This is a genomic window from Trinickia sp. EG282A (genome assembly GCF_040965455.1).
Classification (GTDB): domain Bacteria; phylum Pseudomonadota; class Gammaproteobacteria; order Burkholderiales; family Burkholderiaceae; genus Trinickia; species Trinickia symbiotica.
The window spans coordinates 1,259,352-1,274,317 of record NZ_JBFRCC010000001.1 but is presented as its reverse complement, the minus strand read 5'-3'; the positions used below and the strand labels follow the sequence as shown (position 1 = coordinate 1,274,317).

General features: G+C 64.2%; 14 protein-coding genes and 1 pseudogene. 9 read left to right on the top strand and 6 right to left on the bottom strand.

The annotated features are described in order from the left end of the window. Positions 1 to 41: 41 nt before the first annotated feature. Together AB4Y31_RS05890 and AB4Y31_RS05885 are read right to left on the bottom strand one after the other, a co-directional pair. Positions 42 to 1,094 (bottom strand): microcin C ABC transporter permease YejB, encoded by a 1,053-nt coding sequence (locus AB4Y31_RS05890; protein ID WP_018444110.1) that lies wholly within the window; start codon positions 1,092 to 1,094, stop codon positions 42 to 44. Between the two features lie 6 nt (positions 1,095 to 1,100). Beyond that, positions 1,101 to 2,969 (bottom strand): extracellular solute-binding protein, encoded by a 1,869-nt coding sequence (locus AB4Y31_RS05885; protein ID WP_368673093.1) that lies wholly within the window; start codon positions 2,967 to 2,969, stop codon positions 1,101 to 1,103. A gap of 129 nt (positions 2,970 to 3,098) precedes the next feature. Here AB4Y31_RS05885 and fabI point away from each other — a divergent pair, with 129 nt between their 5' ends. After that, the gene (fabI, locus tag AB4Y31_RS05880) at positions 3,099 to 3,890 is read left to right on the top strand and encodes an enoyl-ACP reductase FabI (RefSeq protein WP_368673092.1); all 792 of its coding nucleotides are present in this window, start codon (positions 3,099 to 3,101) and stop codon (positions 3,888 to 3,890) included. Positions 3,891 to 4,066: 176 nt separating this feature from the next. Here the strand turns inward: fabI and AB4Y31_RS05875 are convergent, their stop codons facing one another. Next, complete coding sequence (locus AB4Y31_RS05875; RefSeq protein WP_026230305.1) at positions 4,067 to 4,399, bottom strand: hypothetical protein; 333 nt, start codon at positions 4,397 to 4,399, stop codon at positions 4,067 to 4,069. A gap of 160 nt (positions 4,400 to 4,559) precedes the next feature. After that, positions 4,560 to 5,468: a LysR substrate-binding domain-containing protein gene (locus AB4Y31_RS05870; RefSeq protein ID WP_368673091.1), complete on the bottom strand. Its 909-nt coding sequence runs from the start codon at positions 5,466 to 5,468 to the stop codon at positions 4,560 to 4,562. Positions 5,469 to 5,671: 203 nt separating this feature from the next. On the opposite strand from AB4Y31_RS05870, the gene AB4Y31_RS05865 reads away from it, so the two are divergent. The 8 genes from AB4Y31_RS05865 (at position 5,672) to AB4Y31_RS05830 (ending at position 13,597) form a co-directional block, all read left to right on the top strand. Further along, positions 5,672 to 6,709, top strand: a complete 1,038-nt coding sequence (locus AB4Y31_RS05865) for an ABC transporter substrate-binding protein (RefSeq protein WP_368673090.1) — start codon at positions 5,672 to 5,674, stop codon at positions 6,707 to 6,709. Between the two features lie 94 nt (positions 6,710 to 6,803). Next, positions 6,804 to 7,871 (top strand): ABC transporter ATP-binding protein, encoded by a 1,068-nt coding sequence (locus AB4Y31_RS05860; RefSeq protein ID WP_368673089.1) that lies wholly within the window; start codon positions 6,804 to 6,806, stop codon positions 7,869 to 7,871. Beyond that, positions 7,864 to 8,769 (top strand): ABC transporter permease, encoded by a 906-nt coding sequence (locus AB4Y31_RS05855; protein ID WP_018444103.1) that lies wholly within the window; start codon positions 7,864 to 7,866, stop codon positions 8,767 to 8,769. The genes AB4Y31_RS05860 and AB4Y31_RS05855 overlap by 8 nt, the downstream gene beginning before the upstream one ends. A 14-nt stretch (positions 8,770 to 8,783) precedes the next feature. Continuing rightward, positions 8,784 to 9,578, top strand: a complete 795-nt coding sequence (locus tag AB4Y31_RS05850) for an ABC transporter permease (RefSeq protein ID WP_368673088.1) — start codon at positions 8,784 to 8,786, stop codon at positions 9,576 to 9,578. Between the two features lie 7 nt (positions 9,579 to 9,585). Next, positions 9,586 to 10,719, top strand: coding sequence for an NAD(P)/FAD-dependent oxidoreductase (locus tag AB4Y31_RS05845; RefSeq protein WP_368673087.1), 1,134 nt, complete (start codon positions 9,586 to 9,588; stop codon positions 10,717 to 10,719). Next, on the top strand, positions 10,709 to 11,056 hold the full coding sequence (locus tag AB4Y31_RS05840; protein ID WP_368673086.1) for a (2Fe-2S)-binding protein: 348 nt from the start codon (positions 10,709 to 10,711) through the stop codon (positions 11,054 to 11,056). Before AB4Y31_RS05845 ends, AB4Y31_RS05840 begins: the two co-directional genes overlap by 11 nt. Then, complete coding sequence (locus AB4Y31_RS05835) at positions 11,043 to 12,425, top strand: NAD(P)/FAD-dependent oxidoreductase (protein WP_368673085.1); 1,383 nt, start codon at positions 11,043 to 11,045, stop codon at positions 12,423 to 12,425. The genes AB4Y31_RS05840 and AB4Y31_RS05835 overlap by 14 nt, the downstream gene beginning before the upstream one ends. Then, a complete protein-coding gene (locus AB4Y31_RS05830; RefSeq protein WP_368673084.1) occupies positions 12,422 to 13,597 on the top strand; it encodes an NAD(P)/FAD-dependent oxidoreductase in 1,176 nt (391 codons plus the stop codon). The genes AB4Y31_RS05835 and AB4Y31_RS05830 overlap by 4 nt, the downstream gene beginning before the upstream one ends. 107 nt (positions 13,598 to 13,704) lie before the next feature. On the opposite strand, the gene AB4Y31_RS05825 is transcribed toward AB4Y31_RS05830, so the two are convergent. Both AB4Y31_RS05825 and AB4Y31_RS05820 read right to left on the bottom strand, forming a co-directional pair. Further along, complete coding sequence (locus AB4Y31_RS05825; protein WP_368673083.1) at positions 13,705 to 14,538, bottom strand: GntR family transcriptional regulator; 834 nt, start codon at positions 14,536 to 14,538, stop codon at positions 13,705 to 13,707. A gap of 105 nt (positions 14,539 to 14,643) precedes the next feature. After that, positions 14,644 to 14,964 (bottom strand): annotated as a pseudogene (locus AB4Y31_RS05820) (MFS transporter); the annotation flags it as partial. Positions 14,965 to 14,966 lie beyond the last annotated feature (2 nt).

Below are 14,966 nucleotides of genomic sequence, written 5' to 3'. Positions count from 1 at the left end.
GTTCGGCGTCGGTATCGAGACGGGGACGGGCTCGGCTCAAATCAGCGCTCCAGTTGCTCGAATTGAATGCGCGGATCGACCCAGACGTAGCAGAGGTCCGAAATGAGCTTCGTCGCGAGCCCGATCAGCGTGAACAGATAAAGCGTGCCGAGCACGACGGGATAGTCGCGCCGCACGACCGACTCGTACGAGAGCAGGCCGAGACCGTCGAGCGAAAACAGCGTTTCGATCAGCAGGCTGCCCGTGAAGAAGGCACCGATGAACGCGGCCGGAAAGCCCACGACGAGCGGCAGCATCGCATTGCGAAAGACGTGCTTCCACAGCACGCGCCGCTCGCCGAGGCCTTTGGCGCGCGCCGTCAGTACGTACTGTTTCTTGATCTCGTCGAGAAACGCGTTCTTCGTCAGCATCGTCACCACCGCGAAACTGCCGACCACCGATGCCGTCACCGGCAACGCGATATGCCAGAGATAGTCGACGATCTTGCCGCCGATCGAGAGCTGAGAGAAATTGTCGGAGACGAGTCCGCGCAATGGAAAGATCTGTAGGAACGAGCCCCCGCCGAACAGCACGAGCAGCAGCACGCCGAGCACGAAGCCTGGGATCGCATAGCCGACGAGTACCACGAGACTCGTCGCCACATCGAACGGCGAACCGTTGCGGATCGCCTTCGCAATCCCGAGCGGCACCGATATCAGATAAGTCAAAAAGAACGTCCACAACCCGATGCTGATGGAGACAGGCAGTTTCGAAATCACGAGCGACCAGACGCTTTGATGACGGAAGTAGCTTTGCCCCAGATCGAACCTCGCAAAGCGCGAGAGCATCAGCCAATAACGCGTGAGCGGCGGTTTGTCGAATCCGTAGAGCGCTTTCAGTTGCGCCATCTGGCGGGCATCGACGCCCGTGTGCGCGCGCAGGCCGAACGGCGGCGCCGCGGCCTGCCCTTCCTGCGCGGTTCCCTTGCGCAACTCGTAGGCGAGCTGCTCGACGGGACCGCCGGGCACGAATTGAATGACGATGAACGTGAGCGTCAGCACGCCGATCAACGTCGGGATCATCAACAACAGCCGTCTAAGAATATAGGCCCACATGGTCGGTCATCCTCCGGAGCGGGGATCGAGCCACCACATCGTTACGATCCAGTCCTCCGCCGAATAGTACAGCGGCAGCGTATCCGGGTAGCGCAGCTCGCGCTTGTACGCAATGCGATGCGTCGTGCTGAACCAATGCGGCACGACGTAATAGCCGTTCATCAGCACGCGATCGAGTGCATGCGTTGCGTCGACGAGGTCCTCCTTCGTCTGCGCACCGACGAGCGAGTGCAGGATGGCGTCGACGGCCGGCGACTTGAGCCCGATCATGTTGTCGGAGCCGGGCTCGTCGGCCGACTTGCTGCCGAAACGCGATACTTGCTCGACGCCCGGCACTTGAACGCCGGGATAGCGCAGCGAGGTCATGTCGAAATCGAACGTCTCGTAGCGCTTCTGGATCAGGGCGAAGTCGGCGGCCCGAAAATTGGCCTTGATCCCGAGTTTCGCCAGGTTGCGCGCATAGGCCGCGACGATGGGCTCCATCGCGCCGCGCGAACTTTCGTCTTCGAGAACGTCGAATTCGAACGGCTGACCCTTGGCATTGCGCAGCGCACCGTTGCGATAGGTCCAGCCAGCCGCGGAAAGCAACGCCCTCGCCTTCAGCAGGTTCGCACGCAGCGAATTCGGCGGGTCCGTATCGGGCTGCACGGGCATGGGGCCGAAAACAGCCGGATCCAGTTGCGCGCGCAACGGATTCAAAAGCTTCAGCTCACCTTGCGTCGGCATTCCCGTCGCCTGCAGATCGCTGTCCGCGAAATAGCTTTGCAGCCGCGTATAGGCGCCGAAGAACAGACGGCTGTTGAGCCACTGAAAATCGAATGCGAGATCGAGCGCCTTGCGCACGCGCAGATCTTGAAAGAGCGGGCGGCGCAGATTCATGATGTAGCCCTGCATGCCCGCACCGTTGTGCTGCCGAAACTCGCGCTTGATGAGCTCGCCGTCGTCGAATCGCTTGCCGACGTCGCGCCGTGCCCAGTTTCGCGCCACGTATTCGACGAGCGCGTCGTACTCGCCGGCCTTGAATGCCTCGAGCCGGGCCGTGTTGTCCGAGTAGAGCTTGTAGGTGACGCGATCGAAGTTGTCCGTCCCGATTCGCACGGGCAACGATGCGCCCCAATACGAAGTGTCGCGCCGGTAAGTGATGGTATGGCCGCCGTCGTAGCTCTCGATCAGGTACGGTCCGCTGCCGATCGGCTTTTCGAATGCGAGCTGATCGAACGGCACGCGCGCGCCGTCGGGCTTCATGCCCCACTTGCGCGAAAACACGGGCATCGCGCCGGCGATCAGCGGCAACTCGCGGTTAGGCTGGCGAAAGTCGAAGCGGATCGTCGCGGGATCGACGACAACCGCGCGCGAAATCTCGGCGAAATAGGCCGCGAACTGCGGGGCGGCCAGCCGGCTCGTCAGTGTATCGAACGAGTATTTGACATCGGCGGCCGTCACGGGGTCGCCGTTCGAAAAGCGCGCGCGCGGATTGATGTGGAACGTGACCGACAGGCGATCGGGCGCGACGCGGATATCGTCGGCAAGCAGACAATACGCCGTGGCCATTTCATCCGAGCTGTTCGTGGTCAGCGTCTCGAACAACATCCCAATGCCGGGCGCCGCGTTGCCGCGCAGCGTGAATGGATTGAACTTGTCGAAACTCGTCAGGCGGTCCGGGTTCGAGAGGATGAGCGTGCCGCCTTTCGGCGCATCCGGGTTGACATAGTCGAAATGCTTGAAGCCCGGCGGATATTTCGGACTGCCAAATTGCGCAATGGCATAGACGGCCCACGCGGGCGACGGCACGGCGAACCAACCGGCACAGGAAAGAGCGATCAATGAACGAACGAGAAAACGCAGCGCGGCGGTCCTTCGCAAACCGGTCTTCATGAGCACCTTTCGGTTGGTCGAGGTGGGCGTTGTGAGAGAATTCTACCCAAACCCACGCCGGGCGGGCCGAACGTGCCATCGCGCGCTGTGCCGGCCGGCGCTGTCTATACCGTCTTTAGAGGAGAATTCATGGGCTTTCTCGCTGGAAAACGCATTTTGCTGACCGGTCTGCTGTCGAACCGCTCGATCGCCTACGGCATCGCGCAAGCGTGCAAGCGCGAAGGCGCCGAGCTCGCGTTCACGTACGTCGGCGACCGCTTCAAGGACCGTATCACCGAGTTCGCGACCGAATTCGGCAGCGAGCTTGTCTTTCCATGCGACGTTGCCGACGATGCGCAGATCGATGCCCTGTTCGCATCGCTCAAGGCGCATTGGCCGACGCTCGACGGTCTCGTTCACTCGATCGGCTTTGCGCCGCGCGAAGCAATCGCTGGCGATTTTCTCGACGGCATGACGCGTGAGAACTTCCGCATCGCGCACGACATCTCCGCCTACAGCTTTCCGGCATTGGCGAAGGCCGCGTTGCCGCTGCTCTCGCAGGACGCGTCGCTCTTGACGCTCTCCTATCTCGGCGCCGAAAAAGTCATTCCGAACTACAACACGATGGGCGTCGCTAAAGCGGCACTCGAGGCGAGCGTCCGCTATATGGCCGGCTCGCTCGGTCCGAAGGGCATTCGCGTGAACGCGATCTCCGCGGGCCCGATCAAAACGCTCGCCGCGAGCGGCATCAAGGGCTTCGGCAAGATTCTCGACTTCGTCGAGCAAAACGCGCCGCTCAAGCGCAATGTGACGATCGAGCAAGTCGGCAATACCGCCGCCTTCCTTCTCTCGGAACTGGCGAGCGGCGTGACGGCGGAAATCGTTCACGTCGATAGCGGCTTTCATGCCGTCGTCGGGGGAATGGCCGCCGTGGCCGAATAAGAAGTTCACGCGGGCCTGCCCGGCCCGCCTCGAGTCATAAAAAAGTCGCCCGCCGATTGTCTCGACGGGCGACTTTTTGTTTCCTGGAAGCAGAGAAATCGCGTCACATGGCGTTGGCCGCCTGCAGCACTACCCCGGGGCATTGAAAGGCCAGACCACGGAGTGCCCTACAGCTCTCAGCGCCATCCCTCGTGCCGCCCGCGATCATGCCAATCGCGATCGTGCCAATCGCGGCCGCGCCAGCCGCCGTGATGGCGATACCAATCGTCGCGGTCCCACCAGCGTCCGCCATCCCAGTACCGGTCGCCATGCCAGCCGATGACGATCGCCGGAGGCGCCGGCGCATAAACGACAGGCGGCGGAGGAGGCGCATAGACGGGCGCCGGCGCGACGTATACAGGCGCCGGTACGCCGATATTCACACCGATGTCCACGCGCGCCATCGCCGCGCTCGAGGCGCCGATCGCGAGTGTAGCGACGGCGTACGAAAGGATGCGTGCAGGTTTCATCATGACAGCTCTATCCAATGGAAGCGTTCGACAGGTTCGAGAGCGATCCTCGATGGAACTGACTATACCGCATGCCTCCTTTCGTGATATTTCATACTTGTAACTGTTGCTGCGCTATATAGCAGTCGCCGGCCGTCGCGGCAGTCGTCGCGTAGGTGGCTCAGGCCTCGACGAAGCGGGGATCGAGTTGGTCGAGCGCGAATCGCCGCACATGCTCGACGAACGATTTCAACAACAACGCGGGCGGACGTTGCGACGGCGTCAGCATCGAGAAATCGGTCAATAGTTCAGGCTCGAACGGCTTGAAGATCACACCGGGGCCGCGATAGCCCCAGGCCGTGACCGCATCGACGAGGGAAACGCCGGCACCCGCCTCGACGAACGAGCAAATGGTATGCGACACCTGCGTCTCGAGCTGTACCTTCGGCGCAATGCCGTGAGCGGCAAAGAGCGCGTCGATACGCAGCCTCGAATCGAGCGTGCGCGGATGCGCGACGAATCGCTCGCCCGCAAGGTCCCGCGGCCGCACGACACTGGCCGAGCAAAGCCGATGGCCGGCAGGCAGCGCGCAAACCATTTTCGTCGAAATCAGGCGCTCTCCGTGCGCGCCCGGATGGTTCATCGACAGAATCGCGATGCCGAGATCGCAGCGCTCGCCGACCACCATGTCGACGACCGTGCGCGACGAATGCACGAGCAGCGATACGTTCGCCTCCGCATGAGTCGCCAGATAGTCGGCGATCGCATGCGGCAGGAACGACAACGCGATGGCCGGCGCCGCGGCCACCTGCAAGGTGCCGCGCTGCAACGCCCGGATCTCGTCGGCCGCGCGCGCGATCCGGTCGAGGCCCAGCAGCGAGCGCTGCACTTCCTCGTAGAGCGCCTGGGCTTCGACGGTCGGGTGCAGCCGACCCTTCGCGCGCTCGAACAGGGAAAACCCCAAGGACTGTTCGAGATCGGCGATGAGCCGCGTCGTGGCCGGCTGTGAGATGTGCAGCATCTCGCTCGCGCGTGTGACCGTGTGGCAAAGCATGACGGCCCTGAAGGCCTCGAGCTGGCGCAGCTTCATGTGAGTCTCGGACGGAGTGGCTGGATTAGCCCCATAACCGAATGTTATTGTTCTCCGAAAAAAAACGATTTTCCATCTGTTTTCGGCATCCGTATTGTTTGCTACATCCATGCGAAGCGGCGCTTCGGCCCCAACCGGGGAGCCATACCGTTTTGTGTTTGAAAACGAATTTCGTCAACCGTGCAGGCAAGAAGGAGCGGACATTGAGAAAGACCAGCCTCGCCGCCGCGGCACTCGCGGCCACGCTCGCGCTAGGCGCAACTGGCGCGTCGGCCCAGCCAACCCTCTACGTCGGCTCATATGGCGGCTCAACGCAGACGGCCTTCGAAAAGACGATCATTCCGCAGTTCGAGAAGGCACACGACGTAAAGATCGTCTACGTGCCCGGCAATTCCACGGACACGCTCGCGAAGCTGCAGGCTCAAAAGGGCAAGGAAGAACTCAATGTCGTGCTGCTCGACGACGGACCGATGTATCAGGCGGTGCAATTCGGCTTTTGCGACAAGCTCGCCGATGCGCCCGTTTATCACGATCTCTATCCGCTCGCGCACATGAGCGATCGCTCGGTGGCGCTAGGCGTCGTTGCCACGGGTCTCGCCTATAACGCCGATGCGTTCAAGAAAGCGGGGCTGCCACCGCCCGATTCGTGGTCCGCGCTCACCGACAAGCGATTCAAGCAAAAGATCGCGATTCCGCCGATCTCGAACACCTACGGCTTGCAGACGCTCGTCATGTTCGCCCGGATGAATGGCGGCGGCGAATCGAATATCGCGCCGGGCTTCGATGCGCTCATCAAGAAAGTCGCGCCGAACGTGCTCGCCTGGGAGCCGTCGCCGGGCAAGATGACGGAGCTGTTCCAGAACGGTGACGTGACGCTCGCGGTATGGGGCAGCGGTCGCACCTACACGCTGGAGCAGACCGGCTTTCCGATCCGCTTCGTCTATCCGAAGGAAGGCGCGATGGCGTTGCTGACCGCGACCTGCCCCGTCGTCGATAACAAGCAGCCCCAGCTCTCGCAGCAGTTCGTCCAGTACCTGCTCTCCCCCGAGGTGCAGACCGTTCTCGCCAAGACGCAGGCTTGGGGCCCTGTCAACAGTAAAACGAAGCTCGACCCGGCAGTCGCCGCCACCGTGCCCTATGGCAACGACCAGATCGGCAAGCTCGTCAAAACGGATTGGACCATCGTCAACGAAAAACGAACGCAATGGACCAATGAGTGGAACAGGCAGGTGGAACGTTGAGCGTGATGCGAACGGCGGCCGACGCAACGTGCGCCGCCCTGCCTATCGCCTGACGTCGAGCCTATTGCATTCCGAAGTGGAGCTGCATCACACCATGGCGTTCCTGCAACTCGAGAACCTATCGAAACGCTACGGCGAGTTCTCGGCCGTGGACGGTCTCTCGCTTGGCGTCGAGCGCGGCGAATTCGTTTCGCTGCTCGGGCCGTCGGGCTGCGGCAAAACGACGACGCTGCAGATGATCGCGGGTTTCGTCGAACCGACGGGCGGTCGCATCGTCCTCGGTGGCCGCGACATCTCCGGGCTTGCGCCTGAAAAGCGCGGCATGGGCGTCGTGTTTCAGAGCTATGCCCTCTTCGCCCATATGACGGTGGCGGACAACGTCGGCTTCGGCCTCGAGATGCGCAAGGTGCCGCGCGCAGAGCGCGTGCGCCGCATTCGCGACACGCTCGCGATGGTGCGCCTCGACGGCCTCGAAAAACGCTTGCCGCGCGAGCTTTCGGGCGGGCAGCGCCAGCGCGTCGCGATCGCGCGCGCGCTCGTCATCGAACCGCAGGTGCTGCTGCTCGACGAACCGATGTCCAATCTCGACGCGAAGCTGCGCGAGGAGATGCATATCGAGCTGCGCGCGATCCAGCGTCAGCTCGGCATCACGACGATTCTCGTCACGCACGATCAGGTCGAGGCGATGACGATGAGCGACCGAATCGCGGTCATGCACGGCGGCCGCATTGTGCAGATCGCCGCGCCGTTCGACGCCTACGAGCACCCGGAATCGCCTTTCGCCTCGACGTTCCTCGGCCGCACGAACGCGCTCGCGGGCAAGGTCATCGGGCGGCATGCGCGATGCTGCATCGTGCAACTCGGCTCACAGGTCGCGCATATCCCGCACGGCGAGCGCGAGTTCGGCGACACCGTGCACGTCTACGTGCGGCCGGAGAAACTGCGCTTCGCATCCGAAACGGAGGATGGGCTCGCGGGACGCGTGCGCACGCGGCTTTTCCTCGGCAACCACTGGATGCTCGAAATCGATAGCGCGCTCGGGCCCTTTCGCATGAGCCAGCCCAACATCGGCATGCCGCCGCCGCTCGAAGGCGAAGCGGTCAAGATCGCGTGGTCCGACTCCGATCTGCATATGCTGCGCGCGGAGGCACAGCATGTCTGAGCTCTCTTCGCCGCTGCCGGCGGCGCCGCGAGCGCGTCGCGCAAGCGAAGCGCGCGCGCCCTGGCTGCTGGCCGCCCCTGCGCTGCTGCTCTTCCTCGGGCTGCTCGTCGTGCCGATGATCATGATCGCGCTGCTGTCGTTCCACGCGTTCGACGGCACGCTCGGCATTCTCCCTGCCTACACGTGGGCCAACTATTCGGAGGTATTGGGCGATCCCTATTACCACGACATCTTTGCGCGCACAGCCGGCCTCGCCCTTATCGTCACCGCGCTCTCGGTCGTGCTCGGCGTGCCGGAGACGCTGATTCTTGCGCGCATGAAGGCACCGTGGCGCAGCGTATTTCTGCTGATCGTCCTCGGCCCGCTGCTGATTTCGGTCGTCGTGCGCACGCTCGGCTGGGCCATTCTGATGGGGCGCGAGGGACTCATCAATCAGGCGCTTCTCGCACTGCATCTGACGGATTCCCCGCTGAAATTTTTGTTCACGCTCACCGGCGTCACGATCGCGCTCGTCCACGTGCTTGTCCCCTTCATGGTGATTTCGGTTTGGGCATCGATCCAGAAACTCGACGCCCAAGTCGAGAACGCGGGCCTCTCGCTCGGCGGCTCGCGCTTGACCGTCTTCCGCCGCATCGTTTTTCCGCAATTGCTGCCAGGCGTGCTGTCGGGCAGCATCATCGTCTTCGCGCTCGCCGCCTCGGCGTTCGCGACGCCAGCCATCATCGGCGGCCGGCGCCTCAAGGTCGTCGCGACAGCCGCTTACGACGAGTTTCTGAGCACGCTGAACTGGCCGCTCGGCGCATCGATCGCGGTGCTGCTGTTGATCGCGAACGTCGCGATCATCATCGGCTGCAACCGGCTCGTCGAAAAGCGCTTCGCCGCGGTGTTCGAGTCGTGACGGGGGCGTTCGAAATGCGCAAGAACGGCTTCTTCTCGCTCGCTTATCACACGCTCTTCATCGCGTTCATGCTTGCGCCGCTTGTCGTGGTGGTGGCGGTCTCGTTCACGGGCAAAGGGTATATCTCGCTGCCGAGCGGCGGGCTTTCGCTGCGCTGGTTCAGGGCACTGGCGCAAGCCGACGACTTCATTACCGCATTCTGGCTTTCGATCCGCCTGGGCGCCGTTTCGGCCACCCTCGCCGTTGCGCTCGCCGTGCCGGCGGCGCTCGCGCTCACGCGCTACCGGTTCGCCGGGCGTGGCGCTTTGATGGGCTTCTTCCTCTCGCCGCTGATGATCCCGTATGTGGTGCTCGGCGTCGCCTTCCTGCGTTTCTTCACGATGGCGGGCTTGACCGGCTCGTTCTTCTGGCTCGCACTGATCCATGTCATCGTGGTCATGCCCTATGCGCTGCGCCTCGTGCTCGCCGCGGCAGCCGGGCTCGATCGGGACGGTGAGCGCGCGGCGCGCTCGCTCGGCGCCGGCCGGTTCACGGCTTTTCGCCGGGTGGTGCTGCCGATGCTGCTGCCCGGGGTGGCCGGCGGCTGGATTCTTGCCTTCATTCAGAGTTTCGACGAACTGACGATGACGATATTCGTCGCCACGCCGGGCACCACCACGCTGCCCGTAGCGATGTACAACGATATCGCTCAGAACATCGATCCTCTCGTGACTTCCATTTCCACCGTGCTGATCGTCGGCACGGTCCTGCTGATGATCGCGCTCGACCGCGTCGTGGGGCTCGATCGCGTCCTGATCGGCAAAGGTTGAACGCGCGATGACAACAATTGAACCCGATGTGATCGTGATCGGCGGCGGCCTCGTCGGCATGGCCATTTCATATGGCCTCGCGGGCAACGGCGCGCGCGTCGCGGTACTCGACGAAGGCGACGATGCATTTCGCGCCTCTCGCGGCAATTTCGGGCTCGTCTGGGTGCAAGGAAAAGGATATGGCTTGCCCGAATATGCACAATGGACGATGAGCTCCGCCCGACTTTGGCCGCGGCTCGCGGCGGCGCTGAAGAACGAATCCGGTGTCGATGTCGAACTCGAGCAGCCCGGCGGCTTTCACTTCGTTCATTCGCAGAGCGAGGCCATCGAACGCGAGACGCGGCTCGCCTGGCTGCGCGATCGGCTCGACGAGCCCTATCCGTTCGAAATGCTCGGCCACGACGCACTGAAAGCGCGGCTTCCCGCGATCGGCCCCGAGGTGTACGGCGCAAGCTACACGCCGATGGACGGCCATGTAAATCCCCTCAAGCTCTTGCGCGCGCTTTACGGCGCGTGTGAAGCACGCGGCGTCCAGTGGTATCGGAATCAGCACGTCGACGAGGTCGAGCCGACGGGCGGCGCGTTCGTCGTGCGCGGCGACGGCCGCAGCTGGAAAGCCCCGAAGGTCGTGCTCGCGGCAGGACTCGGCAATGCGCGGCTCGCGCCCTCGCTCGGCCTTCATGCGCCCGTGCGGCCGAATCGCGGGCAGGTTCTCGTCGGCGAACGCGTGGCGCCGTTCCTCGACTACCCGACGACCTACGTGCGCCAGACCGACGAGGGGACGATCCAGCTCGGCGATTCGATGGAAGACGTCGGCTTCGACGATACGACGACGACGAGCGTGCTCGCGACGATCGCGCGGCGCGGCATCCGCAGCTTTCCCGTGCTCGAGGGACTGCGCCTCGTGCGCGCTTGGAGCGCGCTCCGCGTGATGAGCCCCGATGGCTTTCCGATTTATCAGGAGTCCTCAACGTATCGCGGCGCTTTCGTTGCAACGTGTCACAGCGGCGTCACGCTCGCCGCGGCGCACGCGCTGCGCCTCGCTCCCTGGATCGCCGGCGCCGAGGCGCCGGAGGAAATCGATGTCTTCGCGGGCGACCGCTTCTTGCATTCGGAATGGACCAGCCATCATGCCCACTAGCAGCCTCTTCACCCGACTCGCGCCGAATGGCGACGGCGTGCCGCACGTCACGGTAGAGCTCGACGGCACCCCGATCCCGGTGCCGTCGGGCTGCAGCGTCGCCGCGGCGCTCCTTGCAGCCGGTCTCGTACGCTTTCGCGGCACGCCCGTGAGCGGGGCGCCCCGGGCGCCCTATTGCATGATGGGCGTCTGCTTCGAGTGCCTGATGGAGATCGACGGCGAGCCGAACCGGCAGACCTGCCTCATCGAAGTCCGCGACGGCATGAAAATCCGCACGCAGGAACGCGCACGCACGCTCTTTACCGTTGCGACGGAGGACGCGCATGGACACCCCTGAACTCGTCGATATTGCCATCGTCGGCGGCGGCCCGGCCGGCATGGCCGCCGCGACCCGAGCCGCGAAACTGGGCGCGTCGGTCGTGCTCCTCGATGAGCAAGCCGCGCCGGGCGGGCAAATCTATCGCGGCGTCGGCGGCGCGCCCGAGAAGCGCCTTGATATCCTCGGTCCCGACTATGCCGCGGGACGCATCATCGTCGAAGCGTTCCAGCGCTCGTCAGCGCGACATATCGGCAATGCGGCCGTCTGGCAGGTCACGCCGGAGCGAACGGTTCACTACCTTCGCGAAGGTCGCGTCGGTTCGTTCAAGGCAAAACGCGTGATTCTCTGTACCGGTGCGATGGAGCGCCCGTTCCCCGTCCCAGGATGGACGCTGCCCGGCGTCTTGACGGTCGGTGCCGCGCAGATTCTGCTGAAGACCGCCGATACGGTTCCTGCCGAGCCCGTCGTGCTCGCCGGTTGCGGCCCCCTGCTCTATCTCCTCGGCTGGCAGTACGTTCGGGCCGGCGTGCCGGTGCGCGCGATCGTCGATACGACGGATGCGTCCGACAAGCGCCGGGCGCTCGGCCATCTCGGCGGAGCGCTCGCCGGCTGGCGCTATCTGAGGAAGGGACTCGCGATGATGCGCGCGCTGCGGCGCGCGGGTGTGCCGTTTCATGAAGGCGCCACGTCGCTTTCGATCGAGGGCGATGACGCCGTGCGGGCGATTCGTTTCGTCGACGCGCGCGGCCGTCAGCGCATCGAGACACCACTCGTGCTGCTGCATCAAGGCGTCGTGCCGAACACGCAGTTCACGTGGGCGCTGCGCGCAAAGCACCGCTGGGACGATGCGCAACTCTGCTTCGTGCCGCTCGCCGACGAATGGGGCGAACTCAGCGTGCCCGGCATTCAAGTCGCGGGCGATGGCGCGGGAATTGGCGGCGCGACTGCCGCGGCGCTCTTCGGCGAGCTCGCGGGGCTCGCCGCGGCCTGCGCCGTTGGACGGATCGACCAAGCCGAGCGCGACCGTCATGCGACGCCGGTTAGACGTCAACTCGCCGCGCATCTTCGGATACGCCCGTTCCTCGACGCTCTCTATCGTCCCAAGCAGCAAAACCGCGTTCCGTCCGACGATGTGCTCGTGTGCCGATGCGAGGAAGTCACGGCCGGAACGCTGCGCGAGCATGTACGGCTCGGCTGCACGGGTCCCAATCAAGCGAAGTCGTTCGGCCGCTGCGGCATGGGCCCATGCCAGGGGCGCCTTTGCGGGCTGACAGTAACCGAGGTCATCGCCGAAGCGCGCGGTGTATCGCCAGCCGAAGTCGGCTACTACCGGATTCGGCCGCCGATCAAGCCGATCACGCTCGGCGAACTGGCGCGCGAGTCATGAGCCACGCAAGCCCAAGCGCGAATCCGTCGCATTCGGGTGCCGATGTCGTCGTAATAGGCGGCGGCCTTCATGGACTCTCGAGTGCCGTGCATCTCGCGCGAGCGGGCGCTCGCGTGACCGTGCTCGAAGCCGAATATTGCGGACGTCACGCGTCGGGCGTGAACGCGGGCGGCGTGCGCACGCTCGGGCGCCACATCGCCGAAATCCCGCTCGCGCTCGAATCGCGCGCGCTTTGGCATCGACTGCCCGAGCTCATCGACGATACCGGCGGCTTCGTGCCGAGCGGTCAATTGAAAGTTGCCGAGTCGGAAGCCGAGTTGGAGACACTGCGCGCACGCGTGGCCGATCTTCATCAGCGCGGCTTCACGCATGAAAAGCTCGTCGATGCGGCGACCGTTCGAGATTTGCTGCCGGCCGTCGCGCCGCATGTCACCGGCGGCATCTGGGTGGCTGACGATGGTCACGCCCTGCCGTTTCGCACGGTCACGGCATTTCGTCGCGCGGCCGAGCGGCTCGGTGTCATCGTGCACGAAGACGCCCGCGTCACCGCGGTCGAGCGGATGGGCGAGCATTGGGCGATCGACGCGAAAAACGGTCGCTTCACGGCGGAATATGTGGTCAACGCAGCGGGCGCATGGGCCGGCGAATTCGCCCGCCAGATCGGCGAGCCCGTGCCCGAAGAACCCGTGGCGCTGCTGCTGACGATCACGCATCGCGTGCCACCGTTCTGCTCTCCCGTCGTCGGGGCAACGGGCCGGCCGCTGTCGTTCAAGCAGTTCGACAACGGAACGGTGCTCATCGGCGGCGGCGTGCGCGGCCGCGTCGACATGCCGTCGCGCGCGGGTGAGGTGGACTTCGCGCAGCTCGCATCGAACGCCCGCACGGCGCTCGACCTTTTTCCGCATTTGCGTGACGTCGGCATCAATCGCACGTGGGCCGGGATCGAAGGCTTCATGCCCGACGGTATCCCCGTGATCGGTCCGAGCCGGACCGCGCCGAAGGCCGTGCATGCATTCGGCTTTTCCGCGCACGGCTTCGAGCTGGGACCGGTGGTAGGACGGATCGTCGCGGAGTTGGTCACGGCCGGCCGCAGTACGCTGCCGATCGAACCGTTCGCGATTGAGCGCTTCGCGGAGCGTGCCATCGCGCCTACCGTTCCCGTCGCGCATTGAGAAGGAGTCCTGATCGACTCCCGTGCGACGCGAATCATGCGCGACCGCTGCGCTTTGACGGCGTGGCGGCGGCGCAGCCGTTTAGCGCTTAGCGCCGTCGTCGCGGGTTACGACGAAAGCGGCACGCGTTCAGGCTCGTCCGCCTCGAACCAATCGGGATTGCGCGCCGCGACCGGCCCCAGTGACACGAGGATTTCCCGCAAGTGCCGGCGCATCGCCTCCTCGGCCGCGACCGGATCGTGTGCACGCAGTCCGGCAAGAATCTTTGCATGCTGCCGAATCAGAAGATCGAGCGGCGACACATCGGCGAGGCTCAGGTACCGGACGCGATCCATTTGCGCCTTGATGTCCTGTATCGTTTCCCACGCGGCGATACAGTCGATCGATTGAGCGATCGAATAATGGAACGCCTCGTCGAGGGCAAGGAACGCCGCCGTATCGTTGAGATTCGCCGCGAGCTTTTGCTCGCGAATGTTTTCGGCCAGCATCTGCAGCTGCGCATGGGTGATCGATTCGGCCGCCTTGCGCACCACCGCCGTTTCGATGGCCTCACGAATGAAGCGGCCTTCTCTGACTTTTCTCGGCGAGATCTTCTTCACGAGCGTGCCGCGCTGAGGCAACACCTGCAGCACCCCCGCCTCCACGAGCTTGATGAACGCCTCGCGCACCGGCTGACGCGAGACATGGAACAGCTCGGAGACTTCCTTTTCCGAGAGCGGCGTGCCCGGCGTCATCTGCCCGATGAAGATGGCCTGACGCAGCGCGCGGAAAATCTGCCTGCTGATCGGCTCGTGCGAGTCGAGCGAAACCTGGCTCGCCAGGTCGGGCAGTGCGCTGCGTGCCGCGACGGCCGGGCCCACGCGCCGCCGGGCACGGGGGACGGAGACGCGCGACGGCGGCGCGTCGACGGAAACGACATCCGATTCGGGAGCGGCTTTCATGCGATTCGATGGCCCCGCGAGGGGCACTTCTGAAGATTGACGGTCGGCCATCCGACGGGCGTGGCCGGCCTTCACCATACTACCATGCCCCTTCTACGCTGACGTACCGAACAGCACACGAAGAACGATGAGCGAGACGATCCCCGTGGCGAGCGCCGTTGCGCCGCAGAAAACCGACCAGACGCCCATCGCGGCACCGAATACCCGTTTCGCGCCGAGCTTGTCCGACAGCACGCCGCCGACGAAGTTGAAGACCGCATAGCCGAGAAAAAAGCTGCTGAATACGATGCCCAGTTCGGCGTGGGAAAAATGCAGATCCTTCTGAATCAGCGGCGCGGCAATCGACAGCGCGGCGCGGTCGAGATAATTGATGATGCCGGCCAGAAAAAACAGCGCGACGACGAACCAACGCTGGCTTCTGATCATGA

Coding starts and splice junctions, on each gene's coding strand:
- AB4Y31_RS05875 (WP_026230305.1), bottom strand. CDS start 4,399: ATGAAACCTGCACGCATCCTTTCGTACGCCGTCGCTACACTCGCGATC.
- AB4Y31_RS05870 (WP_368673091.1), bottom strand. CDS start 5,468: ATGAAGCTGCGCCAGCTCGAGGCCTTCAGGGCCGTCATGCTTTGCCAC.
- AB4Y31_RS05890 (WP_018444110.1), bottom strand. CDS start 1,094: ATGTGGGCCTATATTCTTAGACGGCTGTTGTTGATGATCCCGACGTTG.
- AB4Y31_RS05860 (WP_368673089.1), top strand. CDS start 6,804: ATGGCGTTCCTGCAACTCGAGAACCTATCGAAACGCTACGGCGAGTTC.
- AB4Y31_RS05825 (WP_368673083.1), bottom strand. CDS start 14,538: ATGAAAGCCGCTCCCGAATCGGATGTCGTTTCCGTCGACGCGCCGCCG.
- AB4Y31_RS05845 (WP_368673087.1), top strand. CDS start 9,586: ATGACAACAATTGAACCCGATGTGATCGTGATCGGCGGCGGCCTCGTC.
- AB4Y31_RS05840 (WP_368673086.1), top strand. CDS start 10,709: ATGCCCACTAGCAGCCTCTTCACCCGACTCGCGCCGAATGGCGACGGC.
- AB4Y31_RS05830 (WP_368673084.1), top strand. CDS start 12,422: ATGAGCCACGCAAGCCCAAGCGCGAATCCGTCGCATTCGGGTGCCGAT.
- fabI (WP_368673092.1), top strand. CDS start 3,099: ATGGGCTTTCTCGCTGGAAAACGCATTTTGCTGACCGGTCTGCTGTCG.
- AB4Y31_RS05850 (WP_368673088.1), top strand. CDS start 8,784: ATGCGCAAGAACGGCTTCTTCTCGCTCGCTTATCACACGCTCTTCATC.
- AB4Y31_RS05855 (WP_018444103.1), top strand. CDS start 7,864: ATGTCTGAGCTCTCTTCGCCGCTGCCGGCGGCGCCGCGAGCGCGTCGC.
- AB4Y31_RS05885 (WP_368673093.1), bottom strand. CDS start 2,969: ATGAAGACCGGTTTGCGAAGGACCGCCGCGCTGCGTTTTCTCGTTCGT.
- AB4Y31_RS05835 (WP_368673085.1), top strand. CDS start 11,043: ATGGACACCCCTGAACTCGTCGATATTGCCATCGTCGGCGGCGGCCCG.